The following is a 24829-nucleotide window of genomic DNA, read 5'->3' as shown; positions in this document are numbered from 1 at the left end:
CGCGCCATGCCGGTCAGTTGGTGCAGGGGATCTGGGTCTCGACGATCTCGCCGCCCTTGTTGGTGCGGATCGAGCAGACGCGGGGCGCGGCGACCTCGGCCACCACCGGCTTCTCGATGCCGAGCAGGCGGTTGCGGTCGATCTCGACGGCATCGGCGGGGGTGTCGTCATTGGTGCCCACCAGCGCCAGCGTCAGCTTGCCGGTCGACTGCGCCAGGGCGAAGGCCGCGACCTGCTGCGACGAGGCCTCGACGGTGACGGTGCGGGCGACCTGCGCCTGGAAATCGCCGTTCTGGTCGGCGGTCTGGTCGACGGCGATCAGCTTCACCGCCGAATCGATCATCTTCGACACCTGGGTGCCTTCCTGTTCGCCGGTCCAGTAGACATCGACGCGGTCGCCGGGGCGCAGGAAGCCCGACACGCCCGAGCTGACGTCGACGGTGATGGTGAAGGCGCGCATTCCCTTGGCAAGGCGCGAATTCAGGCCGGCATCCTCGCCCGGGGCGGTGACCTTCGAGGCCAGGATCGGCTCGTTGGCATCCAGCGGGCGCAGCACGGTGCGGGTCTTCGGCTGGCCCTCGGGGAACAGCGCGGCGGCGGTGGCGAAGGCGCCCTTGGGCAGGTGGTCCTTCTGGTAGGCGATCGCGACCACGTCATCGGCGGTCAGCGTGTCGCCATAGGCCTTGTCGGATTTCACGACCAGCACCTGGGCCAGATCGACCTGCTTGGCCATCTCCGCCATCAGCGCGTTGCGTTCGGCCTGGGTGTTGGCGATGAAGCCCTGGGCCATGTAGACGGCGAAGCCTGCGAGGGCCACGCCGACGATCAGAACAAGTCCGAAAACCGCTCTCATACCGCTTCTCCTGTCTGTTGCGGCCCCGCCCCACGCGGTCCGCCCCTGTCCGTGTCGCGCCGTTGCGGCGCGGGATGGGCTTCGCCCTTCTGCCCGATCGCTCGGTCGTCCCTCACTCGACGCCGGCGGTGGCCGCCGTGGTCGAGAAATGCTCGGTCGCGTTCACGATCGCGTCCGAGGCGATGCCGTTGAGCGGCGAGCTGATCAGCGTCGCGGCGACCATGGCGAGGCCGACGGCGACGGCGGAGATCACGATCCAGTCGACGGTGACGGCACCGTCCTCGCGGTCGCGAAAGCGCTTTATGGTCTCGTCGGGTCTCATGGTCACCTGCTGAGCAATGCCTGAACTCGTTCCGTGATCGGACCACCCTCGCGGTGGCCACGGGATGGAGATCGCAGGAGATGATGGCGGGTTTAGGGCGCGCCCGAGACCGGAGCGGGGAACTGTCGTGCCCTAGGCCGCACACTGCATGCCCAGGGTGAACGCGACCGGCCCGACCGCGCCCGGCCATGCCCCCCACCGGCGCCTCCGCTCCGCCCCCGGGATGCCGCCACGGCTGCTCCCGGCGCGATGACGCCGCGCCCGCAAATGCGCGAGGGCCGCACCAGATGGTGCGGCCCTGCGGGTCTTCTTCATCCTGTCGCTGATCCGGGGCGCAGTCGCCCCGTGGCGGATCAGCTGTCGGCCGGGGCCGCGACGGCGGCGTCGAGCTTGGTCTTGATGCCGGTCGAGGCGGTGGTGATCGCCGGGCCGATGACGGTCATCGCGGCGATGCCCAGGCCGACCACGGCAGCAGTCAGCACAACCCAGTCAACGGTCACGGCGCCGTCTTCGTCGTTGCGGAATTTCTTGAACAGGTTGTTGAGTTTCATCGTATCTCTCCAGGTTGCAGGCTGGTTACAGGGGGGTCGGCGCACTCTCCGCTCTCGACCCTCTCAACCCTGAGGCGCCGGCGGTGTGAGTGTGTTTTGCCCCCGGATCATGGCGTGAATTTGGCGTTAACAGATCATTTTCGGGCGAAGCTGACCGCTATTGGCTGCAACGGCCACGGCCGCACAACCCAGAGTGGTCGCTCCGGCCCCCGAGGGGGCCAGTGACCGCAGGGCAACGGCGGCGCGGCGAGCGACCGGCTTGTCCAGATCGTGATGGCCGCGGCCGCGGGCATCTGGCAGGCTTGGTCCGAGCGAAAAAACACGAATGTCCCGGATCGTGCCGACCGTCCCCGCCCCGTGCGGCGGGGCAGGCCCGCGCGCCAAGGGGCCGACAGGCAGCATGCGAGACATGACCGCGAGCAGGGGAGCCGGCGCCGCCGGCGGCGCATCCCGACCCGTGCCCCGCCGCCGCGGGCCGGCCGGGCTGCGGGCCGTGGCCCCGGCCTGCATCCTTGCGGTGCTGCTGGCCGCGGGCCCGGCGCGGGCGCAGGACACCACGCGTCCGGCCGCGCCCTATCCGGATTTCACCTTCAAGCGGATCGGCGTGCCCGGCGCCGGCAGCGCCGGCAAGCGGATCACCGTGCAGATCGACCCGGCCGAACAGGCCCGGATGCTGGCCGCGGTGATGCCGCCGCCCGAAACGCCGATGCCGAAGGCGGGCAGCGCCGCCGATGGCCCGCCGCCGCCGGTCAGGCCGGGGGCCTACGACTGGTACTGGAACGCGGTCTCGCCGGTGCTGGGCGCCACGGCGGGGCGCTTCCCCGAGGCGATGGCCGCGCTCAACCACGGGCCCGCGGGATCGATGGTCGCGGCGCCGCGGATGCAGCACCTGCGCGAGATCGCCGCCGCCCATGGCACCGAGATCCTGAAGGCCACGATCGGCACCCGGGTCTCGCCGGCGCTGGTGCTGGCGGTGATCGGGATCGAGAGCGGCGGGCGCGCGGCGGCGGTGTCCTCGGCGGGGGCGGTGGGGCTGATGCAGCTGATCCCGGCGACGGCGGCGCGGTTCAACGTCACCGATTCGGCGAACCCGCGCGACAACATCCGCGGCGGCGTCGCCTATCTGGACTGGCTGATGGGCGAGTTCGACGGCGACCCGCTGATGGTGCTGGCCGCCTACAACGCGGGCGAGAACGCGGTGAAGCGCGCCAACGGCGTGCCGCCCTATGCCGAGACCCGCGACTATGTCCCCAAGGTGCTGGCGGCCTGGGCGGTGGCGCGGGGGCTGTGCCTGACACCGCCGGAGCTGGTGTCGGACGGCTGCGTGTTCCGGGGCTGACGGACGGGAGGGCGGGAGACCGGGGCGCAGGCTCCGGCCGGGGCGCAGGCTCCGCCCGGGGCGGGGGCGCTGCCCCCGTCGCGTGCCGCGACTCCCCCGGGATATTTGGACAAAGTCGAGGGTCAGGGGGCGGCGGGCGGCTCGCCGGCCGAGCGCAACTCGGGCGCGGGGGGCTCGGGCAGGGGGTCGATGATCTTGGCGAGCGCGGTGCAGCCCATCGCCCAGGCCAGACCGGCGGCCCAGCCGCCGAGCACGTCCGTGGGCCAGTGCACGCCGAGATAGACCCGGCTGATGCCCACCAGCACCGTGATCAGGATCGCGATCGACATCAGGTAGACGCGCAGCGCCCGGCTCGGCTCGGTGCGGGCGACCATGGCGGCGAGGGTGAGCCAGATCACCGCCGACATCATCGAGTGGCCCGAGGGGAAGCTGGCCGAGGTGACGAGCGTGCCGTGCGGCACGAGATCGGGGCGCGGGCGGTCGAAGATCGCCTTGGCCACGTTCGAGAACAGCTGGCCGCCGGCCACGGCGATCAGCAGGAAGATCGCGGTGCGGTGGCGCGACTGAAACCACAGGAGGCCGACGACCGAGGCGACCAGCATCCCCAGCACGGTGACCCCGCCCAAGGCGGTCAGGTCGCGCATCACCGTCTCGAGCCAGGCCGGCCCGGCGGGCAGCGCCCGGTCGGTCGTGTTGCGCATCCACAGCAGCACCGCCTCGTCGAAGGCGTGGGTCTCGCCCGAGGCCATTTCCTCGGCCACCTCGACGAAGATCCAGACCGCGCCCGAGATCAACGCCACGAAGCCGAAGACCGCCGGCGACAGCTGGTTGCGGATCGATCGGTGCAGACGCTGCCACAGCGGCTGGCTGCGGATGCGATCGGCCGCGCGGTCGCGGGCGATGTCGCGGGCCTTTGCATCGGTCGGTCGGGTCTCGGTCATCGCGGCTCCGGAAGGCGGGGTCAGTCCCCAAGCTTGGCGTGAACCTCGTCGAGATCAATCTCGCCTGTCGGGAATTTGTTGTCCGGGTCGTCGAAATCGTAGCGGAAGAGCTGGAAGTCCTTCTTGTAGATCTCCCAGACGAGGTGGCGCGACAGGTCGTCGAAATAATGCGAGACCGGGTGCGCGCGCTTGGGCCCGTGTCCCTCGCTCTCGTTGAAGCGGGGGATCTTCGCGAGATCGACCTTCACCCGGGTCTCGGTCGCGTCCAGCACCTGCTGCATGCCCTCGTTGAAGGTCTCGGTGAAGAAGATCCGGTCGTAGCGGCCGCCGTTGACGATGAAGGTCGAGATGTGGCCCGACATCGCCGACCAGTGGATGTCGGGGTCCATCGGGCGGCGCCAGCGGATGGTGTCGCGCGCGAACAGCAGGAACCGGCGGAACGAGGCGATCTGGTCGAACTCGTCCGCGGCCTCGGGGCCGCCGACCTCGACGCCGTATTTCTGGATCAGCTGCGGCACCAGGTTGCCGCGATAGCGCCGGCCGTTGCGCTGGATGCCGCAGATCTTGTCGAAGAACGACGACAGGATCCGGGCATAGGGGTTGCGCACGCAGGTGAAGGTATAGGCCGAGCGCGCCTTGGCCGCGCGCTCGATCTCGGGCTGCGAGGCGTCGAAGGCCCATTTGTGCATGCCGTCGGTGGCATCATGGATGTCGCCGTCGAAGAACCGGCCGTTGTCGGAATAGTACATGATCTGCCCGATGGTCGAGCAGGCGCATTTGGGCACGACCCTGTAGAGCATGCTCTCGCTCTCGGTCATCCAGGTTCCGGGAAATCCCATTGTCGCCTTTCCGTTCGCAGCAGGACGCGGTCCCTTGCGGGCCGGATCACAATTGCGCATTAAAAAGCAAAGAAACTGGGGCAAGACAACGCCCGAAACCGGCCGATCCCGGGGCATTGTTGCGCGCGGGTGCAATGGGCCGGGGGCCAAGACGACGGACTCGGAATGGCCAAGATCGCCTTCATCCTGCTGTGCCACAAGGACCCCGAGGGGGTGATCCGGCAGGCGGAGCGCCTGACGGCGATGGGCGACTGCATCGCCATCCATTTCGACGCGCGCGCCAACCGCGAGGATTTCGCCCGCATCCGCGCCGCGCTGGCCGACAACCCGGCCGTGACCTTCGCCGCGAAGCGGATCAAGTGCGGCTGGGGCGAGTGGAGTCTGGTCGCGGCGACGCTGCTTGCGGTCGAGGCCGCGGTCGCGGCCTTCGCGGACGCCACGCATTTCTACATGCTCTCGGGCGACTGCATGTCGATCAAGTCGGCCGCCTTCGCCCATGACTTCCTCGACCGCGAGGATGCCGATTTCATCGAAAGCTTCGACTTCCTGTCCTCGGACTGGATCAAGACCGGGATGAAGGAAGATCGGCTGATCTACCGCCACTGGTTCAACGAACGGACGCAGAAGTGGCTGTACTACACGTCGTATGACCTGCAGCGGAAGCTGAAGCTGACCCGGGCGGTTCCGGCCGACATCCAGGTGATGATCGGCTCGCAGTGGTGGTGCCTCAGGCGCCACACGATCGAGGCGGTGCTGGCCTTCTGCCGCGAGCGGCCCGACGTGATGCGCTTCTTCCGCACCACCTGGATCCCGGACGAGACCTTCTTCCAGACCGTGGTGCGCCACCTCGTGCCCGATGTCGAGATCCGCGCCCGCACGCTCACCTTCCTGATGTTCACCGACTACGGGATGCCGGTGACCTTCTACAACGACCACTACGACCTGCTGGTCAGCCAGGACTACCTGTTCGCGCGCAAGATCTCGGTCGACGCGCTGGACCTGAAGGCGCGGCTGGGCGAGCTGTGGGCCGACGACGCGGCGCAGTTCTCGATCTCGAACGAGGGACGGAGCCTCTTCACCTTCCTGACCGGCCGCGGCCGCGTCGGGCGGCGGTTCGCGCCCCGGTTCTGGGAGAACGAGGCCAGCCTCGGGCGCGAGCGCGAGCTGCTGCTGGTCGTGTGCAAGAAGTGGCACGTCGCCAAGCGGCTGGTCGAGGCGATGCGCCAGCGCACCGGGCTGCCGGCGATCGACTACCTGTTCAACGAGGAGGGCACGCCGCTGCCCGACCTTGGCGGCATCCAGACCACGCTGGGCAAGCGCACGCGCCACCGCCGGGCGCTGCTGCGGATGCTGTACGACTATTACGGCAGCGACCGGCTGGTCGTCTGCCTCGACCCCTCGGCGATCGAGCTGATGCGCGACTTCTACGCCGACCGGTGCCGCACCCGCCTGCTCGAGGTGCAGTGCGATCTCAGCGACGACTATCTGCTGGGCCATGCGCGCCGGATCGGGCTTGCCGGCGACGCGACCCCGCCCGAGGTCGCCGACCGGCTGCTGCCGACGATCCAGTACGACGTGCGCTTCGAAAGCGAGCAGATCCGCGACGCGGGCTTCTCCGACACCCACCGGATCCGCGAACGCTCGAGCGCCGAGGAGAACGCCGCGGCGCTCGCGGCCTTCCTGTCGATCCCCGAGGACGTCGCGCTGCAGCTCGCCTTCACCGATCACCTGTTCAGCGACTGACGAAGGAGCCCCAGATGGCCTATGCCTACGACGACCAGAACATCTTCGCCAAGATCCTGCGCGGCGAGATCCCGAACAAGACCGTGCTCGAGACCGCGCACACGCTGGCCTTCGAGGACATCCGCCCGCAGGCGCCGGTGCATGTGCTGGTGATCCCGAAGGGCGCCTATGTCAGCTATGACGACTTCGCCCGCAACGCCTCGGAGGCCGAGATCGTCGACTACACCCGCACCCTGGGCGAGATCTGCCGGATGACCGGCGTCGCGCTGGACGCGGGCGCTGGCTTCCGCGCGATCGCCAATGCGGGCGAGGCGGGCGTGCAGGAAGTGCCGCATTTCCACACCCACATCCTGGGCGGGCGCGGGCTTGGCCGGATGTTGCAGCCGGCCTGACGGCCCGACCGGTCTTAAGGCGGGCCCCGGCGGCCTAGGGCCCGGGCTCTTCGTACAGCTCGAGCGGCAGCGCGTCGGGGTCGGGGAAGAAGGTGAAGCGCCGGCCCGTGTAGGGGTCGGTGCGGATCTCCTCGACCGCGATGCCCCGCGCTTCCAGATCCGCCTTCGCCGCCGCCACGTCGGCGACGCGGAAGCACAGGTGCCGCAGGCCCTGCGCCTCGGGCCGCGAGGGGCGGGCGGGGGCGCCGGGGAAGCTGAACAGCTCGATCCCGGTGCCGTCCGGCAGCCGGAGGTCGAGCTTCCATGACCGGCGCTCGGGGCGGTGGTTCTCGTCGATGATCCTCAGCCCGAGGATCTCGGTGTAGAAGCGCTTGGACGCCTCGTAATCCGAGGCGATGATCGCGACGTGGTGGGTGCCGAGGATCTTCATACCGTGTGCAGATAGAGGTCGTAGTCGACATCGGCAATGGTGCGGGCGACCCGGGCATATTCGGCGGCCTTGATCGCGGTGAAGGTGCGGTGCATCTCCTCGCCCAGCGCGCTCTTCAGGAACGCCGATCCCTGCGCCGCGCGGATCGCCTCGCGCCAGTCGCCGGGCATCGCGATCGCGCCGTCGTCCTCATAGCCGTTGCCGGTGGTCTCGGGGCCGGGGTCGATGCGGTGCGCCAGGCCGTGGCGCAGGCCCGCCAGCACCGTCGCCGCCACCAGGTAGGGGTTGGCGTCGACGCCCGAGGGGCGGTGCTCGATCCGGCGCGCCTTGACCGACCCGGCGGGAATGCGCAGCGCGACCGAGCGGTTGTTGACGCCCCAGTTCGGCGAGACCGGCGCATAGCTTTGCGCGGCGAAGCGGCGCCAGGAATTGGCATGGGGCGCGAAGACCAGCATCGCCTCGCCCATCGTCGCGCGCAGGCCGCCCATCGCGTGCAGGATCGTGTCGGTCCACTGCCCCTCGGTCGTCTCGGCGAAGACGTTGCGGCCGGTGTCGTCGCACAGCGAGACGTGGAAATGCATCCCCGACCCGGCATAGCGCTCGACCGGCTTGGCCATGAAGCAGGCGGTAACGCCGAAGCTGCGCGCGGCAAGGCGGACGATGCGCTTCAGCCGGATCAGGTCGTCGGCCGCCTGCATCACGTTCAGCCGGTAGTCCAGCGTCAGCTCGTACTGCCCCGGCGCATATTCCGAGATCACCGTCTCGGCCCGGATGCCCGCGGCCCTGGCGGCGGCGTAGATGCGCGAGAACAGCGGCTCCATCCCGTGCAGGTGGTCGACGGAATAGACCTCGGTCTTGCTGGACCGACGCCCGTCGAGCACGGCCGCGGCGGGCCGCGCATAGCCTTCGGCGTCGAATTCGGGGTCCAGCAGGAAGAATTCCAGCTCGAACGCGCCGGCGGGGTGCAGCCCCTCGGCCTGCAGCGCCGCGACCTGGGCGGCCAGCGCGTGGCGCGGGTCCGACAGCATCGGGCTGCCGTCGAGGTGATAGAGGCTCATCAGCACCTCGGCCCGGGCCGGGTCGGTGCCGGGGATCGGCGCCAGCGTGCCCGGGATCGGCCAGGCGCGCAGGTCGCCGTCGCCCTGGTCCCAGATCAGCCCGGTCTCGTGCACGTCCTCGCCGCAGATATCCAGCCCCAGGATCGAGATCGGCAGGTGGCGGCCGTTCTCGTAGAAGCCCATCAGCTCGTGGCGGCGGATGATCTTGCCGCGGCCGATGCCGTTGGCGTCGGTCAGCACGATGTCGATAGCCTCGATCCCGGGATGCGCCTCGAGAAAGCGTTCGGCCTCGTCAGGCGAGGAGCCGGAGGGGGACAGCGTCATATCGGGTCTCCGAATAGCTCGGCCAGGACCGCGTCGAAGGCGGCGGTCAGGCGGTCGATCTGGGCGTCGGTGGTGACGGGGCTCACCAGCATCATGTTGTGGAACGGCGCGATCAGGCAGCCGCGCACGACGAGGGCCGCGTGGATCGCGGCCTCGAGCGCGGGGTGATGGGCCAGGCGCGCCTCGGCGCCGTCGCGCAGCGGCGTCGGGTGACAGATGAACTCGACCCGCGCGCCCACGCGCGCGACGTGCCAGGGCGCGCCGTGGCGGGCGATCGCGGCGGCAAGGCCCTCGGCCAGGCGCCGGGCGCCGGCCTCCATCCGGTCATGGGCGCCGGGCGTCGCCACCTGCGTCAGCGTCGCCTGCAGGCAGGCGAACTGCAGCGGGTTCGCCGACAGCGTCGTGCCCATGCCGGAGTGCCCCGACGGGCGCCGGGCGTCATAGGCGGCGAAGCGGTCGGCCAGCGCGGGGCTCATGCCCCAGACCGCCGCAGGCAGGCCGCCCGCGATGCACTTGCCGACCACCAGCATGTCGGGCGCGATCGCATGGCCGCGGCCATAGCCGCCCCAGCCCGAGGACTGGGTATGCGTCTCATCGAGGATCAGCACCGCCCCGTGCCGGGTGCACAGCTCGCGCAGGCCCTCAAGGAAGCCGGGCGCGGGCAGGACCATGCAGGAATTGGTCATCACCGGTTCGGTCAGCACCGCCGCGATCTCGCCGGTGGCGAGGGCCGCGTCGATCGCGCCAAGGTCGTTCCACGGCAGCGCGGTGCCGCTCAGCGCCAGGTCCGCGACCTGCCCCACGAGGCCGGGGCGCGCGACGGTCCGCCCGGCGGCATCGCGGCAGATCATCGCCTCGTCCACCGTGCCGTGATAGCAGCCGTCGAAGACCGCGACCTTCGGCCGGCCGGTGACGGCACGGGCGACGCGCAGGGCAAAGCGGTTGGCGTCGGTCGCGGTGGTGGCGATCTGCCAGCGCATCGCGCCGAACCGCGCCGACAGCAGCCCCGCACAGTCAAGCGCCGCCTCGGTCGGCAGCATGTAGGTCAGGCCGCGCTCCGCCTGCGCCCGGATCGCCGCGGCGACCGGCGCCGGCGAATGGCCGTACATCGAGCCGGTGTCGCCCAGGCAGAAGTCGTCCAGCCGGTTGCCGTCGAGATCCTCGATCACCGCGCCCTCGGCGCGCGCGACCAGCATCGGGAAGGGCTGCGGCCAGTCGCGCATCCAGTGCATCGGCACGCCGCCGAGAAAGTCGTTGCCCGCCGCCAGCCGCGCCTGCGTCCGCGGCCGGCGCGCGCGGTACGCGGCCTCGGCCGCCGCGCGCAGCGCGGCGATCCGGGCAGGGGGGACGCCCGCGACGGCGGGGCTGGGGTGATCGGGCATGGGCCGGACACTTCGGTGAAAATCGCCCCGCGACCTAGCCCCAGCCCGCGCGCGGCGTCAACGCGCGCCGCCGCCGCCGACCGCGCCGCTTCTTGAATCTGTCACCCAAGATACATAGGACAGGCCCGTGCCGGGCACCGGCACCAAGACACCGCCCGCGGGCCAGCACCGGCCCCGCGCCCCGCCCGAGCCCGAGGAGCCGCGATGACCGATCTGCCCACCCCGCACTACCTGATCGACGCCGCGAAGCTGAAGGCGAACATGGAGAAGGTCGCCCGCCTGCGCGACCTGTCGGGCGCCAAGGCGCTGCTGGCGCTGAAATGCTTCGCCACCTGGTCGGCCTTTCCGTACATGAAGCCCTTCATGGACGGCACCACCTCGTCCTCGCTTTACGAGCTGCGGCTGGGGCGCGAGGAGTTCGGCGGCGAGACCCACGCCTATTCCGTCGCCTGGTCCGAGGCCGAGATCGACGAGGCGGTGGGCCATGCCGACAAGATCATCTTCAACTCGATCGGCCAGCTCGAACGCTTCGCCCCCCGCGCCGCCGGGATCGAGCGGGGGCTGCGGCTGAACCCGCAGATCTCGACCTCGGGCTTCGACCTCGCGGACCCGGCGCGGCCGTTCTCGCGGCTGGGCGAATGGGACAGCGAGAAGATCGCGGCGGTGCTGGACCAGATCTCGGGCTTCATGATCCACTACAACTGCGAGAACGAGGATTTCGACCTCTTCGACCGCCAGCTGTCCGAGATCGAGGGCCGGTTCGGCAACCTGCTGTCGGCGGTCAAGTGGGTCTCGCTCGGCGGCGGCATCCATTTCACCGGCGATCACTATCCGCTCGAGCGGCTGGCCGCGCGGCTGAAGGCGTTTTCCGAGACCTTCGGCGTGCAGGTCTATCTCGAACCCGGCGAGGCCTCGATCACCCGCTCGACCACGCTGGAAGTGTCGGTTCTCGACATTCTCGACAATGGCAAGCGGCTCGCGATCGTGGACAGCTCGATCGAGGCGCATATGCTCGACCTGCTGATCTACCGCATCCCGGCGAAGATCGCGCCGAACGAGGGGCCGCACCGCTACATGGTCTGCGGCAAGTCGTGCCTCGCGGGCGACATCTTCGGCGAGGCCGACTTCCCCGCGGCGCTGAAGGTCGGTGACAGGATCTCGGTGCAGGACGCGGCCGGCTACACGATGGTGAAGAAGAACTGGTTCAACGGCGTGAACATGCCCGCGATCGCCATCCGCGAGGAGGACGGCACCATCCGCCCGGTGCGCGCCTTCGGCTACGACGACTACAAATCCAGCCTCTCCTGAGGCGCATCCCAACCGAAAGGGGGTCCCGCGAAGTGAAACGGAACGTGTTGATCATCGGCGCCGGCGGCGTCGCGCAGGTCGTGGCGCACAAATGCGCGCAGAACAACGACATCCTCGGCGATCTTCACATCGCCTCGCGCACGAAGTCGAAATGCGACGCGGTCATCGCCTCGGTGCACGAGAAGTCGGCGATGAAGGTCGCCGGCGTGTTCGAGGCCCATGCGGTGGATGCGATGGACAGCGCCGCCGTGGCCGCGCTGATCCGCGCGACCGGCGCGCAGATCGTGATCAACGTCGGCTCCGCCTTCGTCAACATGACCGTGCTCGATGCCTGCATCGAGACCGGGGCCGCCTATATCGACACCGCGATCCACGAGGATCCGGCCAAGATCTGCGAGACTCCGCCGTGGTATGGCAACTACGAGTGGAAGAAGCGCGACCTTTGCGCCGAGAAGGGCATCACCGCCGTCCTCGGCGCGGGCTTCGACCCGGGCGTCGTCAACGCCTATGCCCGCTACGCGATCGACACCTACATGGACGAGGTCACCTCGATCGACATCGTCGACATCAACGCCGGCTCGCACGGGCGCTATTTCGCGACGAATTTCGACCCCGAGATCAACTTCCGCGAATTCACCGGCACCGTCTACTACTGGGAGGACCAGCAGTGGAAGGAGACCGAGATGTTCGCCTCGGGCCGCGACTGGGACCTGCCGGTGGTGGGCACCCAGCGCGCCTACCAGTCGGGCCATGACGAGGTGCATTCGCTGGCCGCGAACTATCCCAAGGCCGACGTGCGCTTCTGGATGGGCTTTGGTGAGCATTACATCAACGTCTTCACCGTTCTGAAGAACCTCGGGCTGCTGTCGGAGCAGCCGGTCAGGACCGCCGAGGGGCTCGAGGTCGTGCCGCTGAAGGTGGTCAAGGCCGTGCTGCCCGACCCGTCGAGCCTCGCGCCCGACTACACCGGCAAGACCTGCATCGGCGATCTGGTGAAGGGCACCAAGGACGGCCGCGCGGTCGAGGTCTTCGTCTACAACGTCGCCGACCACAAGGAAGCCTTCCTCGAGGTCGGCAGCCAGGGCATCAGCTACACCGCCGGCGTGCCGCCGGTGGCCGCGGCGATCCTGATCGCGAGGGGCGACTGGGACGTGGCGCGGATGGCCAATGTCGAGGAACTGCCGCCGATGCCGTTCCTGCAGGAGCTGTCGCGCACCGGGCTCTCGACCCGGGTCAAGATCGGCGACAGGGACGACCTTGTCGCCTAAGTGAAAGGCCGGGGGCGTCGGCGCCCCCGGACCACCGCCTTTCTGCAGGGAAAGTCCAGCACATGCGGATCAGGGATGCGGTCGACGGCGACGCGGGCGCGATCGCGGCGATCTACAATGACGCGGTCGAGACCACGACGGCGATCTGGAACGAGGCCACGGTCGACGCGGCCAATCGCGTCGCCTGGATGGTGGCGCGGCGGCAGGCCGGGTTTCCGGTGCTGGTCGCGGTCGACGAACACGATCAGGTGCTGGGCTATGCCAGCTTCGGCGACTGGCGCGCCTTCGACGGCTATCGCGGCACGGTCGAGCATTCGGTCTACGTCCGCGGCGACTGCCGGGGCGGCGGCATCGGCAAGCGGTTGATGCAGGCGCTGATCGAGGCCGCCCGCGCGATGGGCAAGCATGTCATGGTGGCCGCGATCGAGGCGGGCAACGCGGGCTCGATCGCGCTGCACCGGGCGCTGGGCTTCACCGAGACCGGGCGGATGCCCGAGGTCGGGCAGAAGTTCGGCCGCTGGCTCGACCTCGTGTTCCTGCAGCTGTCGCTCGACGACCGCCCGGCGCCCTAGGGCCGCCAGGCCTTCGCGATCCGGTCGACGGGCGTGCCGTCCCTGAGCGGCACCGCGGGCCAGGTGCGATAGGTCTCGAACCCCATCCGGCCGTAATAGGCCAGCCCGCCGGTGTTGTCGGCGCGGATCGTCGCGTCGATGGCGGTGACGCCCGCGCCGCGCGCCCAGGCCGAGGTCGCGGCGAACAGCGCCCGGCCCGCGCCGGGGACGGGCGGTGCGCGGCGGGTGAAGGTCGCGATCGCCAGCCAGCCCGCGGGCAGGCGCGGGTCCTCGGCCAGGTATTGCAGGCCGACCGGCGCCCCGCCGTCCAGCACGACATGCACGACCCGGGCCCCGGCCAGATGCGCGGCGAAGCCGTCGGCGGTGAACGGATCCTCGTGCGCCGTGGTGCCGCCCGTGGCGATGATGTCGTTCAGCACCGCCCGCAGGGCGTCGCGATCGGCGGCGATCAGCGGGCGCACCGCCAGCGTCATGCGCGCAGGCTCACGGCGTGGTTGTCCCAGGCGCGGGCGCGCGCGCCCAGCGCGGTCAGCCGCCCGCCCTCCAGCCGCAGCAGCCCGCCGACGCCATCCGTCAGCACGAAGCCCGCGCCCATCGGCGCGAGGCCGCAGACATCGGCGCGCTCGATCACCTGCACCAGCGCGCCGGCCTTGTCGAACACCACCGCCCGGCCGCCGCGCGGGCAGGACACCGCGAACAGCCCACCGTCGCGCGACACCGCGACCGACCCGACATAGCCCTTCATCAGCCGCGCCTGCGCCTCGCCGGCCTCGGCCATCACCGGGGCCTCGCCGCGCCGGTGCAGCCCCAGCAGCGGCGGCGCGGTCTCGGGCATCTCCTCCCACTGCATCGCGAAGCCGACCTGCCCGTCGGGCGCGACCGCGAGGTGGCGGATCGAGGCGCGGTGCGCGGCCTCGGGCAGCACCACCTCCTCGAGCAGCCGCCCGTCGAGATCGAGATAGACGAGGCTGGGGCGCATCGTCGGCAGATTCAGCTTGGCGCGGCCCTTGGCGGGGTTGGTCTCGATCCCGCCGTTGGCCACGACCAGCGTCACGCCGTCGGGCAGGAACTGCACGTCATGCGGGCCGGTGCCGTGGCTTTCCAGCTCGGCGATCCGGGTCCAGCCGTCGTCGCGCGACCAGATCCCGATCTTGCCGCGGGTGGTGACGAAGTCGTTCTCTGCGGTGTAGAGCAGCCTGCCGTCGGGCGAGAAGCTGCCATGGCCCATGAAATGCCGGCCCTCGGGGCTGTCGAGCGTGGCGAGGCGCGCGCCGGTGACGCAGTCCAGAACCACCGCGAAGGTGCCGGGGCGGCGGGCGAAGGCCACCGCCAGCGGTTCGGTCGGGTGGACGGCGCCGGCATGGCCGCGCGCGGGCAGCGGCAGGCGGAAGCGGTCGGTGCCGTCCGCGCCGACGCCATAGAGCGCGAAGCTGCCGTCGGCATCGCGCGCGGCGGCGAGGAAGGCGGGGCTGCCGGCATCGGCCCAAGCCAGCCGGGGCAGGCTGCCGGCGGCGGCGGCGAGGGTGGCGAGAAATCCGCGGCGGGTGGTCATCGGGCGTCTCCCTGTCAGTCGCCGTCGAGCGCGTTGAAGCCCGAGGTCACCCCCAGCATCGGCGCAAGCTCGTCATTGGCGTCGTCGTGCACGCGTTCGATCGCGGTCTTCAGCTCTTCGACCCGCATCCGGCCGGTCGGGTCCTCGACCCCGGCGAAGACCGGGTCCCCCAGCCGGTCCGCCACGCGCTCGGCATAGGCGAAATAGTCCCACAGCAGTTCGGGCCGCTCGGTGGCGAGGGCGCGGGCGAGCTGTTCGTTGGCGGCGAGCGAGAGCGTGACGTTGCGCAGGCTGCGCCCGGCCTCGCGGCTTTCGGCGCGGGCCGGGCGCGGCCGCTCGATCGAGCCGAGCGGGCGGCCGAGCCGGGTTTCGGCATCGAAGCCAAGCTGGGTGACCAGCGCGGTGAACAGGGCCTGGCGCGCCTCGTGCGCCGAGAGGAAGCGGGTGTTGCCCTCGGCCCCGGCGGTCTTCATCACCGCGCCGAAGCGGTCGCGCCAGTCGGCGGCGACCGCCGCCGCGGTGGCGGCGAGGTCGCCCGCCTGCGCGCGCAGCACCGCGCAGGTGGCGCCGGCGCCGGCGCCGGTCGCGGCGAGGTCGGGATCGTAGAGCAGCGCCTCGATCGCATAGAGCCCGCGCGCGGCGACCGAGACATCGGCATAGGTTTCGGCCGAGGCATAGACGGACGGATCGCCCGCCAGCACCCGGCGCAGCGCGCCCGGGGTCGCGCCCTTGGGGTCGGGCCAGAAGGCGATGGCAAGGCCGCGGCCCTCCTCCTCGAGCGGCCCCATCCGGAAGGTCTGCGCCGGGATCCAGGCATCGACCGCGGCGTTCCACGCCAGACGCAGGCGGTCGGACTGCGGATCGCAAACGTCCTCGGCCGTGCGGGCGAGGTCGGCCGCCGCCGCCGCGAAGGCGTCGAAGCGCGGCTGGATCACGCCGTCGACGACCGCGTCGACAAGCGCGTCGGCCCGGGCGGGCAGCGCGGGCAGCGCGGCCGCGAGCGCGGCGAGAAGCGGGGCGGCAAGGGCGGTGCGGCGGGTCATGGATCCTCGGGCGCGGCAGAGGCGGGGCGGCCCCGACAAAGCCACAGCTTGGCGCGTGCCTCAACCCCGCACCGGGCCGGCGCGCCCGGCGGCCCGCAATTTCTTATCAATACTGTCGGAAATAGGCTTGCCGTCGCGGCGGCGATGCGGAAGGTGTCGGGACGGCCCCGCCGGTGCGCGCACCGCCGCCCGCGGGACCGGTCCCCAACCGAAGGTCTTCCGATGCTGCGCCAGTTCTTCGACTATTACCGTCCGTGGAAGCGGCTGTTCTGGCTGGATTTCGGCTGCGCGGTCCTGTCGGGCCTGCTCGAGCTTGCCTTCCCGGTCGCGGTCACCGCCTTCATCGACCACCTGCTGCCGCGGGGCGACTGGCACCTGACGGTGCTGGCGGCGGTGGGGCTGCTGGCGATCTACGTGGTCAATGCCGGGCTGATGGCGGTGGTGACCTACTGGGGCCACATGCTGGGCATCAACATCGAGACCGAGATGCGCGCCCGCGCCTTCGACCACCTGACGCGGCTGTCGTGGCGCTGGTACGACCGCACCCGCACCGGCAAGCTGGTCGCGCGGGTGACCCGGGATCTCGAGGAGATCGGCGAGGTCGCCCACCACGGCCCCGAGGACCTGTTCATCGCGGTGATGACCTTCGCGGGCGCCTTCCTGCTGATGCTGTGGATCGAGCCGCGGCTGGCGGTGCTGACCGGGCTGATCGTGCCCTCGACCGTCTTCGTCATCGGCCGCTACGGCCGGCGGATGACCGAGACCTGGCGCGGCATCTTCGGCAGCCTCGGGGCGTTCAACGTGCGGCTGGAAGAGGCGCTGGGCGGCATCCGGCTGGTGCAGGCCTTCGCCAACGAGGGCCACGAGCGGCAGCTGTTCGCGCGCGACAACGGCCGCTACCGCGAGGCCAAGCTGCAGGCCTACAAGGTGATGGCGGCAAGCCAGGCGCTGAACTACATGGGCATGCGCTTCGTGCAGGTGGTGGTGATGGTGGCGGGCGCCGGGCTGGTGCTGTCGGGCGGCATGACCGCGGGCGGCTTCGTCGGCTTCCTGCTGCTGGTGGGCGTGTTCTTCCGCCCGCTGGAAAAGATCGCCGCGGTGATGGAGGTCTATCCCAAGGGCATCGCGGGCTTCCAGCGCTACCTCGACCTGTTGCGCACCGAGCCGGGCATCGCCGACGCCCCCGCGGCCCGGCCGGCGCCCGGCCTGCGCGGCGCGGTGCGCTTCAGCGGGGTGGGATTCGCCTATGACGCCGACCGCCCGGTGCTGTCGGGCATCGACCTTGCCGTCGCGCCGGGCGAGACGGTGGCCTTCGTCGGCGCCTCGGGGGCGGGCAAGTCGACGCTTCTCGCGCTCGTGCCGCGGTTCTACGAGCCGACCGAGGGGCGGATCAGCATCGACGGGCTGGACCTTGCGGCGATGACGCTCGAAAGCCTGCGCAGCCAGATCGGCCTTGTCAGCCAGGACGTGTTCCTGTTCGGCGGCACCCTGCGCGAGAACATCGCCTATGGCCGGCTGGGCGCGACCGAGGACGAGATCCGCGCGGCCGCGGCCAAGGCGCAGATCGCCGACCTGATCGAGCGGCTGCCCGAGGGGCTCGACACGATCGTCGGCGAACGCGGGGTGATGCTGTCGGGCGGGCAGAAGCAGCGGGTGGCGATCGCGCGCGCCTTCCTGAAGAACCCGCCGATCCTGATCCTCGACGAGGCGACCTCGGCGCTCGACAGCCAGACCGAGCGCGAGATCCAGGGCGCGCTCGAGGCGCTGTCGGTCGGGCGCACGACGCTGGTCATCGCGCACCGGCTCGGCACGATCCGCAAGGCCGACCGGATCGTGGTGATGGATGCCGGGCGCATCGTCGAGATCGGCGGGCATGACGCGCTGATCGCGCAGGGCGGGGCCTATGCCCGGCTGGCTGCCTGATTGGGTAGCCCGGCTGGAGAGCCCCGACCGGGGCAGCCTGCGAGGGGCTGACCGATAGGCCGCCCGTCGCGCGGGGGCTGCGCGTCAGCTCCAGTAGGCGGCCGCCATGAACGCCTTGCGCGGAATGCCGAGCGCGGCGAGATGCGCGCGGGCGGCCCGGGCCTCGGGCTCGGAGGCGGCGAACCACAGGAAGGCCCCGGGTGCGGGCGCCTGCGCGGGCAGGGCGGCGACGAGGTCGCGGGTCAGGGTCACGCGCGGATCGCCCGCCAGCCCCCCCAGGTCGGCCGGCGCGCAGCGCAGCACCGCGCGCGCCTCGGCACCACGCGCGGCCAGCATCCGCCGGATCGCCGGCAGTGCGGTCTGGTCGCCGTACAGCAGCAGCGGCGCCCCCTCGGCGATGCCGCCGCCGCCCGGGCCCATGACCCCCACCGTCTCGCCCAGCGGCAGGCGCCCGGCCCAGTCGCAGGCGGGGCTGCCGGTGTGGCGGAAGATGTCGAACTCCAGCCAGTCGTCGCCCTGCGCGACGGTGGTGAACACCGGGCGGTGCAGCGCATCGGGCCCCTCGGGCCAGACCGTGCGCCCGCTCGCCGCGATCCGCGGCCAGACCGGCGCGCCGTCCGCACCCGGGCCCCCGGTCCGGCCCCGCGGCGGGATCAGCAGCCGGAAATGCAGCGCGCCGGTGCCGAACCGCGCCGCCTCGGGTCCCGCGAGCCGGACCCGCACGAAGCCCGGCGTCGGCGCGCCGACCGCGACCACGCGCATCAGCGACAGCCCCGGCGCCAGCGCGCCCTCGGCCACGTCGCGCCACTCGATCGCCAGATCATGCGCCGCCAGCAGCTCGGTCACGCTGTCCTGCAACAGCCGCAGGATCCGCTCCTCGGGCGCGCGGATCTCGATCTCGGCGCCGCCCGCCTCGGGGCAGAGCGCGACCGACCCGCCCCAGACCGACAGCTCGATCCTGCCCGGGGCCTCGACCAGCGCGATCTCCCATTCGGCCGCCCGCAGCCGCAGCGCCGCCGCCGCCGCCCCGCCGCCCGCGCGCAGCCGGCCGCTCGTGGTGTGGGAAATGATCGCGCGCATCGCCGCCTCCGTCCTGATCGTCCCCGGTCTATATAACTTAGTCAAACAGTCAAGAATGACGGCGCGCCCCGGTTTCGCATTGGCCGAAATATCCCGGGGGGCCGCGGCACGCGGCGGGGGCAGAGCCCCCTCGGCGCGGGTCAGAGGCTGTCGAGGAACCGCAGCAGCGCGGCGCGATCCGTCGCGGTCAGCCCCGCCGCCCGGTCGCGCGCGCCCTGCGCCTCGCCACCATGCCAGAGCACCGCCTCGAGCGGCGAGCGGGCGCGGCCGTCGTGCAGGTAGACGCGCGGCCGTCCCGCCGCGGCGGCCAGCCCCAGCCCCCAGAGCGGCGCGGTGCGCCATTCCCGGCCGGTCGCCTCGCCCTCGGGGCGGTCGTCGGCCAGCCCCTCGCCCATGTCGTGCAGCAGCAGGTCGCTGTAGGGCCAGATCTCCTGCCGGCCCAGCGGCGCGCCGGCGGTCTGCTGGCGCGGGACGTGGCAGCCGGCACAGCCGATCTCGCGAAACAGCGCCCGCCCGCGCAGCGCCTCCGCCGCTTCGGCGTCGCGCCGGCCGGGCACGGCAAGGTCGGCGACATGGCGCGCCGTCAGCGCCAGCGCCGCGGCCGAGATCTCGGTCCCGTCGCGCAGCCCGGGGTCGTTGCCGTCGGGCCGCGCGCGGCAGGCGGCCTGCGCCGCGGTGCAGTCGCCCGCCCCGTCGGGATGCAGCGGCGACGAGATCCCGATGTCCAGCGCGAAGGCCGAGGCGACCTGATCGAGCAGCGTCGGCTCGGCCGCCTTCCAGCCGAAGCGGCCCAGCCGGACGGTGCCGTCGGCATCGGCCGCACGCTGCACCCGGCCCGAGAGGCCGTCGCCATCGGCATCGCCGGGATCGGCGCGGGCGATGATCTCGGCTTCGGGAATCGCCTCGATCAGCCCCAGCCCCAGCATCGCGGGCGCGACCCGCAGGCTGGTGCGGCGCTGGCCGGGCACGGCGGGCTCGATCCGGGCCTCGGGCCGGCGCAGCGTCACCGCGGTGCCGTCGGCCAGGATCTCGACATGCTCGTGCCAGTCGATCGCGAGGCGCCCCTCGGGCATCAGGCCGGGCAGGGCGCGGTCCTGCAGCTGCCAGCCCAGCACGGGATCTGGCCCGCCGTCGGGCGCCGATAGCCGCATGACCATCCCCGAGGGGCCGCGCGCCACCGCGTCGGCCGGCAGGCCGCCGCCATTGCCGGGATGGCACTGCAGGCACGAGCGCGCATTGTAGAGCGGCCCGAGACCGTCCGAGGCGCGGGTGGTCGAGGGTGCGGCGACCCACAGCTTGGCGAACATCGCCGCGCCCAGCTCGAAATCCAGCGCCGAGACCGAGGGGCCGCCGAGAAGCGGCGAGGGCTGCAGCAGGTCGCGCGCCTCGGGCCGGGTGGCGGGGCCGCCCGGCAGCAGCTCTCCGGGATCGGGCGCCGCGGTGGCGGGGGCGGTCGCGGCGGCGGCCGCGCCGGAAACGGCGCTGACCGCCGCGCCGGGCAGCGGTGCGACGGTCTTGTCTCCCTCGGCGATCGGGCCGGCGCCGGCCAGGGCCGCGACGCACAGCGCCGCGGCAGCGGCCGTGGCGCGCGCGCTACTCCTGCTCGTCGGCGGGCTTGGCATTCAGCAGCCCGTAGCGTTCCTCGCCGATCTTGCCGAACAGCTCGAGCTGGGTCTCGAGGAAGTCGATATGCCCCTCCTCGTCCGCGATCAGCTCCTCGAACAGCACCTTCGAGACATAGTCCTTGACGCTTTCGCAGTGGTCGCGCGCCTCGATGTAGAGCGTGCGCGCGTCATGCTCGGCGGCGAGATCGGCCTCGAGCGTCTCCTTCAGCGTCTGGCCGATCCGCAGCGGGTCCAGCTTCTGCAGGTTCGGATGCCCCTCGAGGAAGATGATCCGCTGGATCAGCTTGTCGGCGTGGTTCATCTCCTCGATCGACTCGGCGCGGCTCTTGGCCGCGAGCCGGCCGAACCCCCAGTCCTCCTGCAGGCGGTAGTGCAGCCAGTACTGGCTGACCGCGGTCAGTTCCGACCGCAGCGCCGCGTTGAGATAGTCGATGACCTTGGCGTCGCCCTTCATGGCTGCGTCCCTTTCCCGTGTCGTCTGTCGTCTGTCGTCGGTTCGGTCACGCCCGCGCCGGCCGGCGCAGGTCGCGAAGCTCTGCCGGGACCTCGTCGGGGCCCCTGTGACCGAGATTGGGGGATTTGCGCATCGTGGCAACAAATAACGGCATGCAGCCGCCGCAATCGGCGCGCTTTCCCAGCGCGCGGTAGATCCGGCCGGCCGTGATCACCACGTCGCGGTCGGACTGGCGCATCCAGTCGATGGCCGCGTGGATGTCGCGGTCCGAGATGGACTGGCAGTGGCAGACGATCATCGGGGGGGCTCGTTCCTGCTGGGGGCGGGCGGGCCGGGACCCGCGCCGCCGTCTTGCCGGGAGGTGTCTACTTCTGGACGACGGCGGGGTTGTCGAGGCTGTCCGAGCCCTCGATCTCGACCGCCTCGGCGCCAAGCGCGGTCACCGCGCGCTCGATCCCGCGGGTCTGGGTCACCAGCCCGTCGACCACCGCCATGATCAGCGCCTCGCCCTCGGCATTGCCGGGCGCGAGCATCATGTCATAGGCCATGCCATGCGCGGCGGCGGTCGAGAGCGTGTCGGCCGCCGCCATCGTCGCGGCGATCTCGGCGGTCAGCTGCTCGGCCACCGCGGCGTCCTTGTCCGCGACCAGCGCCTGCAGCGAGACGCCTTCGACCACGCTGCCGTCGGGCCGCTCGTAGTGGCCGAGCCAGAGGTTCTGGATCCCCTTGGCGTCGTAGTAGAGGCTGAGATGGGTGTTGTCCGAGAAGCAGTCCTGCTCCTCCTCGGGGTCGTTGAGCATCAGCCCGAGCTTGGTGCGCTCGCCCGCGAGTTCGCCGTAGGAGAGGCTGCCCATGCCCTTGAGCGCGCGCACCGCGCCCGCCGGGTCGGCCAGCGCCTCGGTGCGCGCGGCGCCGCCCTCGGCCCAGTCGCCGGCCATCTCCTGCAGGTCGGTGACCAGCAGCGCGGTGGCGGCGGTCAGGTAGGCCGCGCGGCGGTCGCAGTTGCCGCCGGTGCAGTCGGCGCCCTGCGCGTAATCGGTGAAGGGACGCTCGCCCGCGCCGGCCTCGGTGCCGTGCAGGTCCTGACCCCAGAGCAGGAATTCGATCGCATGATAGCCCGAGGCGACGTTGGCCTCGATCTCGTCGGCCTCGTGCAGGGTGCCGGCGATCAGCTCGGGCGTGATCTCGGTCGCGTCCACCGTCTCGCCGGCAAGGTCGAACTGCGGGTTCGCGATCACGTCGAGCGCGCGGAACTCGTTCTCGTCGCTGGCACCGCCGTAGCTGTCGGCGTCGACATAGTCGATCAGCCCCTCGTCCAGCGGCCAGGCGTTCACCCGGCCCTCCCAGTCGTCGACGATCGGGTTGGCGAAGCGGAAGGTCTCGGTCTGCAGGTAGGGCACCCGGGCGGCCTTCCAGGCGGCACGGGCGGCGGTGAGCGTCTCTTCGGACGGGGTCGCGACCAGCGCGGCCACCGCGGCCTGCAGCGCCTGGGCCGTCGACAGCGCGTCGGCAAAGCCCGCCTCGGCGATGTCGGCATAGGTGGTCATCACCGCGGCGGCGTCCACCGCCGGGCGTGCGGTGTCCTGCGCGGCGGCCGGCAGCGCGGTGAGGGCGGTGCCCGCAAGGGCAAGGGCGGTCAGGCGCGTCATGGTCTGGGGTCCTGCAGACATGGCTGGGGCGGCCCCGGCGGGACCGCCCGTTGCTCGGTTGGGGTTACTTGGTGAGGATCAGCTTGCCCGCGCGGGTGATCCGCAGCGTGTAGCACTGGCCGTTCAGAAGGATCCGGGCCTGGACGCCGCCTTCGGTCAGGCGGGTCGCGTCATGCACCGGCAGCTCATCGTACCGGGCGATGTCGGCGCGGGTGAAATCGGTCTGCACGGTCGCGTTCATGGCATCCTCTCGATCCGGTCCAGCGCCCCGTCGATGCCGATCCCGCCGGGCATCAGCCCGATCAGCAGGATCATGGCCGCCCGCATGCGCGCGAGGCCGGGAAGGGGCCGTCCGAACCTTGCTTCGGGCGCGGGCCGGCGCGGCCCGCACGGTGTCTCCAAAATCATCGCAAACCTCCGGGGTGACGGTGATGTCGTCCCTGGCTGCCGTCAGCGGCTGGCTGTGACTGGAGATAACCTGAGTGATTTGCTTGGTCTTGTCAAACCCGATTCTTCTGCTCGGATATTTTCGCGCGCACGGTCGGCGGCGCCCGCCGCGCAGGGGCGTCGCGCAGGTCCGACGGGCCGGGTGGCGGGGGCCGCTCAGGGCTCCATGACCGTCCAGGGGCTGTCGTAGGTGAATTCCTCAAGGTTGGTGGTCTCGCCGATGCGGTCGACCACCGCGAACAGCCCGGGCGCGTGCAGCGGCGTCAGCACGCCGTGCCAGGTGCCGCGGTGCAGGTTGATGCCCTGCCCGGGCGCGGTCAGGAACGCGGCCGGCCGGCCCGGCGCGCCACCCTCGTCGGGGGCGACGATCACGAGGAAGGGCGACATCGTCATCGGCAGGAAGGCCTGGCTGCCCTCGGGGTGGCGCTCGACCAGTGCGAATTCATAGGGCAGGGCGCGGGGCACGGCGTCGAAGATCGAGATCCCGGCGCGCCCGCCGGTCTCGGCGCCGAAGTCGAGCCGGGCGCGGTCGTGGAAGCGGCCGCAGAGGCCGGCGTTGATGATGCGGTCGGGCTGGCCCGCGGCATCGAGCAGTTCGCCGAACGGGGCGAAGGCGGCGGCGGTGAGCGGGCGGGGGGTGAGGATGCGGGTCATGGTCCGGGTCCTTTCGGGGGCTGCGCGCGGGGCGGGCGGGGAGGGGGCGCTGCCCCCGCCCCCTGCGGGGGCCCCCCGGGATATTTGGTCAAAGTCGAGCGGGTCAGCGGTGGAAGGTGCCGCCGAGCTTCGCGTGGCGGTTCACGTCCTTGTAGAGCAGGTAGCGGAACGGGCCGGGGCCGGCGGCGTAGCAGGCCTGCGGGCAGAAGGCGCGCAGCCACATGAAATCGCCGGCCTCGACCTCGACCCAGTCCTGGTTCAGCTTGTAGACCGCGCGGCCCTCGAGCACGTAGAGGCCATGCTCCATCACGTGGGTCTCCTCGAAGGGGATCACGCCGCCGGGCTGGAAGGTGACGATGGTCACGTGCATGTCGTGGCGCAGGTCGGCGGGGTCGACGAAGCGGGTCGTGGCCCAGGCGCCGTTCGTGTCGGGCATCGGCGCGGGGGCGATGTCGGCCTCGTTCAGGATCAGCATCTCGGGCGGCGCGAGGCCGGGCGCCGGTTCCCAGACCTTGCGGATCCAGTGGAAGCGGGCGGGCTCGGCGCCGAGGTTCTTCATCGCCCAGGGCGTGCCCGGCGGCAGGTAGACATAGGTGCCGGGCGACAGCTCGTGCGCCTCGGTGCCGACGGTCAGGATCGGCCGGCCCCCGGTCACGAACAGGACCGACTGCGCGGCCGCGTCGACCTCGGGGCGGTCGGCGCCGCCGCCGGGGGCGACCTCCATCACGTACTGGCTGAAGGTTTCCGAAAAGCCGGTCATCGGGCGGGCGATCATCCACAGACGGGTCTGGTGCCAGCCGGGCAGGAACGAGGTCACGATGTCCGAGAAGACGCCGCGCGGGATGAAGGCATAGGCGTCGGTGAAGACGGCGCGGCCGGTCATCAGCTGGGTCTGCGGCGGCAGGCCGCCCTTGGGGGTGTAGTAGCTGGCGGTCATCGTCTCTCCGTTGTCTCTCCGGTCGCGTGGCGGGGGCGTGCCCCGGGGATAGGGAATGCGCGCGCGCCCGGGAAGGGGGCGCGTGGCGCTGTCGCTGGGGCCGGGACCGCCGCCAGGGCAGGGGCCCGGAGCGCGGGGGGGGG

26 protein-coding genes are annotated in these 24829 nt (G+C 71.4%); 7 read left to right on the top strand and 19 right to left on the bottom strand.

Going from position 1 to position 24829, the window contains the following annotated elements:
• Positions 1-13: 13 nt before the first annotated feature.
• The 3 genes from cpaB to V8J39_RS14650 all read right to left on the bottom strand — a co-directional run bounded on the left by cpaB (position 14) and on the right by V8J39_RS14650 (position 1726).
• Positions 14-853 (bottom strand): Flp pilus assembly protein CpaB, encoded by an 840-nt coding sequence (gene cpaB / locus V8J39_RS14660; protein WP_336461677.1) that lies wholly within the window; start codon positions 851-853, stop codon positions 14-16.
• Between the two features lie 112 nt (positions 854-965).
• Entirely contained in the window at positions 966-1175 is a 210-nt protein-coding gene (locus tag V8J39_RS14655; RefSeq protein WP_336461676.1) for a hypothetical protein, read from the bottom strand.
• Positions 1176-1528: 353 nt separating this feature from the next.
• On the bottom strand, positions 1529-1726 hold the full coding sequence (locus V8J39_RS14650; protein WP_336461675.1) for a Flp family type IVb pilin: 198 nt from the start codon (positions 1724-1726) through the stop codon (positions 1529-1531).
• A gap of 484 nt (positions 1727-2210) precedes the next feature.
• Between V8J39_RS14650 and V8J39_RS14645 the strand changes: the two genes are divergently transcribed.
• A complete protein-coding gene (locus V8J39_RS14645) occupies positions 2211-3065 on the top strand; it encodes a lytic transglycosylase domain-containing protein (RefSeq protein WP_442902601.1) in 855 nt (284 codons plus the stop codon).
• A 122-nt stretch (positions 3066-3187) separates the two neighbouring features.
• Here the strand turns inward: V8J39_RS14645 and V8J39_RS14640 are convergent, their stop codons facing one another.
• Positions 3188-4006, bottom strand: coding sequence for a phosphatase PAP2 family protein (locus tag V8J39_RS14640; RefSeq protein WP_336461673.1), 819 nt, complete (start codon positions 4004-4006; stop codon positions 3188-3190).
• Between the two features lie 20 nt (positions 4007-4026).
• Positions 4027-4845, bottom strand: coding sequence for a sulfotransferase family protein (locus V8J39_RS14635; RefSeq protein WP_336461672.1), 819 nt, complete (start codon positions 4843-4845; stop codon positions 4027-4029).
• Between the two features lie 165 nt (positions 4846-5010).
• Between V8J39_RS14635 and V8J39_RS14630 the strand changes: the two genes are divergently transcribed.
• A complete protein-coding gene (locus V8J39_RS14630; RefSeq protein WP_336461671.1) occupies positions 5011-6588 on the top strand; it encodes a DUF5928 domain-containing protein in 1578 nt (525 codons plus the stop codon).
• Positions 6589-6602: 14 nt separating this feature from the next.
• Positions 6603-6980: an HIT domain-containing protein gene (locus V8J39_RS14625; protein WP_336461670.1), complete on the top strand. Its 378-nt coding sequence runs from the start codon at positions 6603-6605 to the stop codon at positions 6978-6980.
• Between the two features lie 34 nt (positions 6981-7014).
• On the opposite strand, the gene gloA2 is transcribed toward V8J39_RS14625, so the two are convergent.
• The 3 genes from gloA2 to V8J39_RS14610 are packed head-to-tail and all read right to left on the bottom strand — an operon-like array spanning position 7015 to position 10174.
• On the bottom strand, positions 7015-7410 hold the full coding sequence (gene gloA2, locus V8J39_RS14620; protein ID WP_336461669.1) for an SMU1112c/YaeR family gloxylase I-like metalloprotein: 396 nt from the start codon (positions 7408-7410) through the stop codon (positions 7015-7017).
• Positions 7407-8792 (bottom strand): glutamine synthetase family protein, encoded by a 1386-nt coding sequence (locus tag V8J39_RS14615; protein ID WP_336461668.1) that lies wholly within the window; start codon positions 8790-8792, stop codon positions 7407-7409. The genes gloA2 and V8J39_RS14615 overlap by 4 nt, the downstream gene beginning before the upstream one ends.
• Positions 8789-10174: an aspartate aminotransferase family protein gene (locus tag V8J39_RS14610; protein ID WP_336461667.1), complete on the bottom strand. Its 1386-nt coding sequence runs from the start codon at positions 10172-10174 to the stop codon at positions 8789-8791. The genes V8J39_RS14615 and V8J39_RS14610 overlap by 4 nt, the downstream gene beginning before the upstream one ends.
• A gap of 204 nt (positions 10175-10378) precedes the next feature.
• On the opposite strand from V8J39_RS14610, the gene V8J39_RS14605 reads away from it, so the two are divergent.
• The 3 genes from V8J39_RS14605 (at position 10379) to V8J39_RS14595 (ending at position 13322) form a co-directional block, all read left to right on the top strand.
• Positions 10379-11482, top strand: a complete 1104-nt coding sequence (locus tag V8J39_RS14605; RefSeq protein ID WP_336461666.1) for a carboxynorspermidine decarboxylase — start codon at positions 10379-10381, stop codon at positions 11480-11482.
• A 32-nt stretch (positions 11483-11514) separates the two neighbouring features.
• Positions 11515-12750: a saccharopine dehydrogenase family protein gene (locus V8J39_RS14600; protein WP_336461665.1), complete on the top strand. Its 1236-nt coding sequence runs from the start codon at positions 11515-11517 to the stop codon at positions 12748-12750.
• Positions 12751-12812: 62 nt separating this feature from the next.
• Positions 12813-13322: a GNAT family N-acetyltransferase gene (locus tag V8J39_RS14595; RefSeq protein WP_336461664.1), complete on the top strand. Its 510-nt coding sequence runs from the start codon at positions 12813-12815 to the stop codon at positions 13320-13322.
• Here V8J39_RS14595 and V8J39_RS14590 read toward each other — a convergent pair.
• Genes V8J39_RS14590 through V8J39_RS14580 form a run of 3 tightly spaced genes read right to left on the bottom strand, consistent with a single transcriptional unit; the run spans position 13319 to position 15917 of the window.
• Positions 13319-13795 carry a GNAT family N-acetyltransferase gene (locus V8J39_RS14590; protein WP_336461663.1) on the bottom strand — a complete coding sequence of 159 codons (477 nt, stop codon included), beginning with the start codon at positions 13793-13795 and terminating at the stop codon, positions 13319-13321. The two genes, V8J39_RS14595 and V8J39_RS14590, sit on opposite strands and share 4 nt — an antisense overlap.
• Entirely contained in the window at positions 13792-14874 is a 1083-nt protein-coding gene (locus V8J39_RS14585) for a DUF1513 domain-containing protein (protein WP_336461662.1), read from the bottom strand. The genes V8J39_RS14590 and V8J39_RS14585 overlap by 4 nt, the downstream gene beginning before the upstream one ends.
• 14 nt (positions 14875-14888) lie before the next feature.
• On the bottom strand, positions 14889-15917 hold the full coding sequence (locus tag V8J39_RS14580; protein WP_336461661.1) for an imelysin family protein: 1029 nt from the start codon (positions 15915-15917) through the stop codon (positions 14889-14891).
• A 222-nt stretch (positions 15918-16139) separates the two neighbouring features.
• Here V8J39_RS14580 and V8J39_RS14575 point away from each other — a divergent pair, with 222 nt between their 5' ends.
• On the top strand, positions 16140-17840 hold the full coding sequence (locus V8J39_RS14575) for an ABC transporter ATP-binding protein (RefSeq protein ID WP_336461660.1): 1701 nt from the start codon (positions 16140-16142) through the stop codon (positions 17838-17840).
• Positions 17841-17924: 84 nt separating this feature from the next.
• On the opposite strand, the gene V8J39_RS14570 is transcribed toward V8J39_RS14575, so the two are convergent.
• The 8 genes from V8J39_RS14570 to V8J39_RS14535 all read right to left on the bottom strand — a co-directional run bounded on the left by V8J39_RS14570 (position 17925) and on the right by V8J39_RS14535 (position 24686).
• Positions 17925-18920, bottom strand: coding sequence for a siderophore-interacting protein (locus tag V8J39_RS14570; protein WP_336461659.1), 996 nt, complete (start codon positions 18918-18920; stop codon positions 17925-17927).
• Between the two features lie 140 nt (positions 18921-19060).
• Positions 19061-20542 carry a di-heme oxidoreductase family protein gene (locus V8J39_RS14565; protein WP_336461658.1) on the bottom strand — a complete coding sequence of 494 codons (1482 nt, stop codon included), beginning with the start codon at positions 20540-20542 and terminating at the stop codon, positions 19061-19063.
• A complete protein-coding gene (gene bfr / locus V8J39_RS14560) occupies positions 20514-20999 on the bottom strand; it encodes a bacterioferritin (RefSeq protein WP_336461657.1) in 486 nt (161 codons plus the stop codon). Before bfr ends, V8J39_RS14565 begins: the two co-directional genes overlap by 29 nt.
• 46 nt (positions 21000-21045) lie before the next feature.
• Entirely contained in the window at positions 21046-21297 is a 252-nt protein-coding gene (locus V8J39_RS14555; protein WP_336461656.1) for a (2Fe-2S)-binding protein, read from the bottom strand.
• A gap of 67 nt (positions 21298-21364) precedes the next feature.
• Positions 21365-22648 (bottom strand): imelysin family protein, encoded by a 1284-nt coding sequence (locus V8J39_RS14550; RefSeq protein WP_336461655.1) that lies wholly within the window; start codon positions 22646-22648, stop codon positions 21365-21367.
• Positions 22649-22712: 64 nt separating this feature from the next.
• Entirely contained in the window at positions 22713-22889 is a 177-nt protein-coding gene (gene hemP / locus V8J39_RS14545) for a hemin uptake protein HemP (RefSeq protein ID WP_336461654.1), read from the bottom strand.
• 362 nt (positions 22890-23251) lie between these two features.
• Entirely contained in the window at positions 23252-23749 is a 498-nt protein-coding gene (locus V8J39_RS14540; protein WP_336461653.1) for an ureidoglycolate lyase, read from the bottom strand.
• A 103-nt stretch (positions 23750-23852) separates the two neighbouring features.
• Positions 23853-24686, bottom strand: a complete 834-nt coding sequence (locus V8J39_RS14535; protein WP_336461652.1) for a bifunctional allantoicase/(S)-ureidoglycine aminohydrolase — start codon at positions 24684-24686, stop codon at positions 23853-23855.
• Positions 24687-24829: the final 143 nt, after the last annotated feature.

The sequence above is a fragment of the Frigidibacter sp. MR17.24 genome, assembly GCF_037095655.1.
Classification (GTDB): Bacteria; Pseudomonadota; Alphaproteobacteria; order Rhodobacterales; family Rhodobacteraceae; genus Frigidibacter.
This window is presented reverse-complemented; position numbering and strand designations above follow the sequence as displayed.

What these genes read in the sequence shown, in the direction of transcription:
- V8J39_RS14540 (WP_336461653.1), bottom strand. Translation starts at nt 23,749, where the DNA reads ATGACCCGCATCCTCACCCCCCGCCCGCTCACCGCCGCCGCCTTCGCC.
- V8J39_RS14580 (WP_336461661.1), bottom strand. Translation starts at nt 15,917, where the DNA reads ATGACCCGCCGCACCGCCCTTGCCGCCCCGCTTCTCGCCGCGCTCGCG.
- V8J39_RS14625 (WP_336461670.1), top strand. Translation starts at nt 6,603, where the DNA reads ATGGCCTATGCCTACGACGACCAGAACATCTTCGCCAAGATCCTGCGC.
- V8J39_RS14535 (WP_336461652.1), bottom strand. Translation starts at nt 24,686, where the DNA reads ATGACCGCCAGCTACTACACCCCCAAGGGCGGCCTGCCGCCGCAGACC.
- V8J39_RS14575 (WP_336461660.1), top strand. Translation starts at nt 16,140, where the DNA reads ATGCTGCGCCAGTTCTTCGACTATTACCGTCCGTGGAAGCGGCTGTTC.
- bfr (WP_336461657.1), bottom strand. Translation starts at nt 20,999, where the DNA reads ATGAAGGGCGACGCCAAGGTCATCGACTATCTCAACGCGGCGCTGCGG.
- V8J39_RS14555 (WP_336461656.1), bottom strand. Translation starts at nt 21,297, where the DNA reads ATGATCGTCTGCCACTGCCAGTCCATCTCGGACCGCGACATCCACGCG.
- gloA2 (WP_336461669.1), bottom strand. Translation starts at nt 7,410, where the DNA reads ATGAAGATCCTCGGCACCCACCACGTCGCGATCATCGCCTCGGATTAC.
- V8J39_RS14595 (WP_336461664.1), top strand. Translation starts at nt 12,813, where the DNA reads ATGCGGATCAGGGATGCGGTCGACGGCGACGCGGGCGCGATCGCGGCG.
- V8J39_RS14585 (WP_336461662.1), bottom strand. Translation starts at nt 14,874, where the DNA reads ATGACCACCCGCCGCGGATTTCTCGCCACCCTCGCCGCCGCCGCCGGC.
- V8J39_RS14565 (WP_336461658.1), bottom strand. Translation starts at nt 20,542, where the DNA reads ATGCCAAGCCCGCCGACGAGCAGGAGTAGCGCGCGCGCCACGGCCGCT.
- V8J39_RS14655 (WP_336461676.1), bottom strand. Translation starts at nt 1,175, where the DNA reads ATGAGACCCGACGAGACCATAAAGCGCTTTCGCGACCGCGAGGACGGT.
- V8J39_RS14590 (WP_336461663.1), bottom strand. Translation starts at nt 13,795, where the DNA reads ATGACGCTGGCGGTGCGCCCGCTGATCGCCGCCGATCGCGACGCCCTG.
- V8J39_RS14570 (WP_336461659.1), bottom strand. Translation starts at nt 18,920, where the DNA reads ATGCGCGCGATCATTTCCCACACCACGAGCGGCCGGCTGCGCGCGGGC.
- V8J39_RS14605 (WP_336461666.1), top strand. Translation starts at nt 10,379, where the DNA reads ATGACCGATCTGCCCACCCCGCACTACCTGATCGACGCCGCGAAGCTG.
- V8J39_RS14650 (WP_336461675.1), bottom strand. Translation starts at nt 1,726, where the DNA reads ATGAAACTCAACAACCTGTTCAAGAAATTCCGCAACGACGAAGACGGC.
- V8J39_RS14630 (WP_336461671.1), top strand. Translation starts at nt 5,011, where the DNA reads ATGGCCAAGATCGCCTTCATCCTGCTGTGCCACAAGGACCCCGAGGGG.
- V8J39_RS14550 (WP_336461655.1), bottom strand. Translation starts at nt 22,648, where the DNA reads ATGACGCGCCTGACCGCCCTTGCCCTTGCGGGCACCGCCCTCACCGCG.
- hemP (WP_336461654.1), bottom strand. Translation starts at nt 22,889, where the DNA reads ATGAACGCGACCGTGCAGACCGATTTCACCCGCGCCGACATCGCCCGG.
- cpaB (WP_336461677.1), bottom strand. Translation starts at nt 853, where the DNA reads ATGAGAGCGGTTTTCGGACTTGTTCTGATCGTCGGCGTGGCCCTCGCA.
- V8J39_RS14615 (WP_336461668.1), bottom strand. Translation starts at nt 8,792, where the DNA reads ATGACGCTGTCCCCCTCCGGCTCCTCGCCTGACGAGGCCGAACGCTTT.
- V8J39_RS14640 (WP_336461673.1), bottom strand. Translation starts at nt 4,006, where the DNA reads ATGACCGAGACCCGACCGACCGATGCAAAGGCCCGCGACATCGCCCGC.
- V8J39_RS14610 (WP_336461667.1), bottom strand. Translation starts at nt 10,174, where the DNA reads ATGCCCGATCACCCCAGCCCCGCCGTCGCGGGCGTCCCCCCTGCCCGG.
- V8J39_RS14635 (WP_336461672.1), bottom strand. Translation starts at nt 4,845, where the DNA reads ATGGGATTTCCCGGAACCTGGATGACCGAGAGCGAGAGCATGCTCTAC.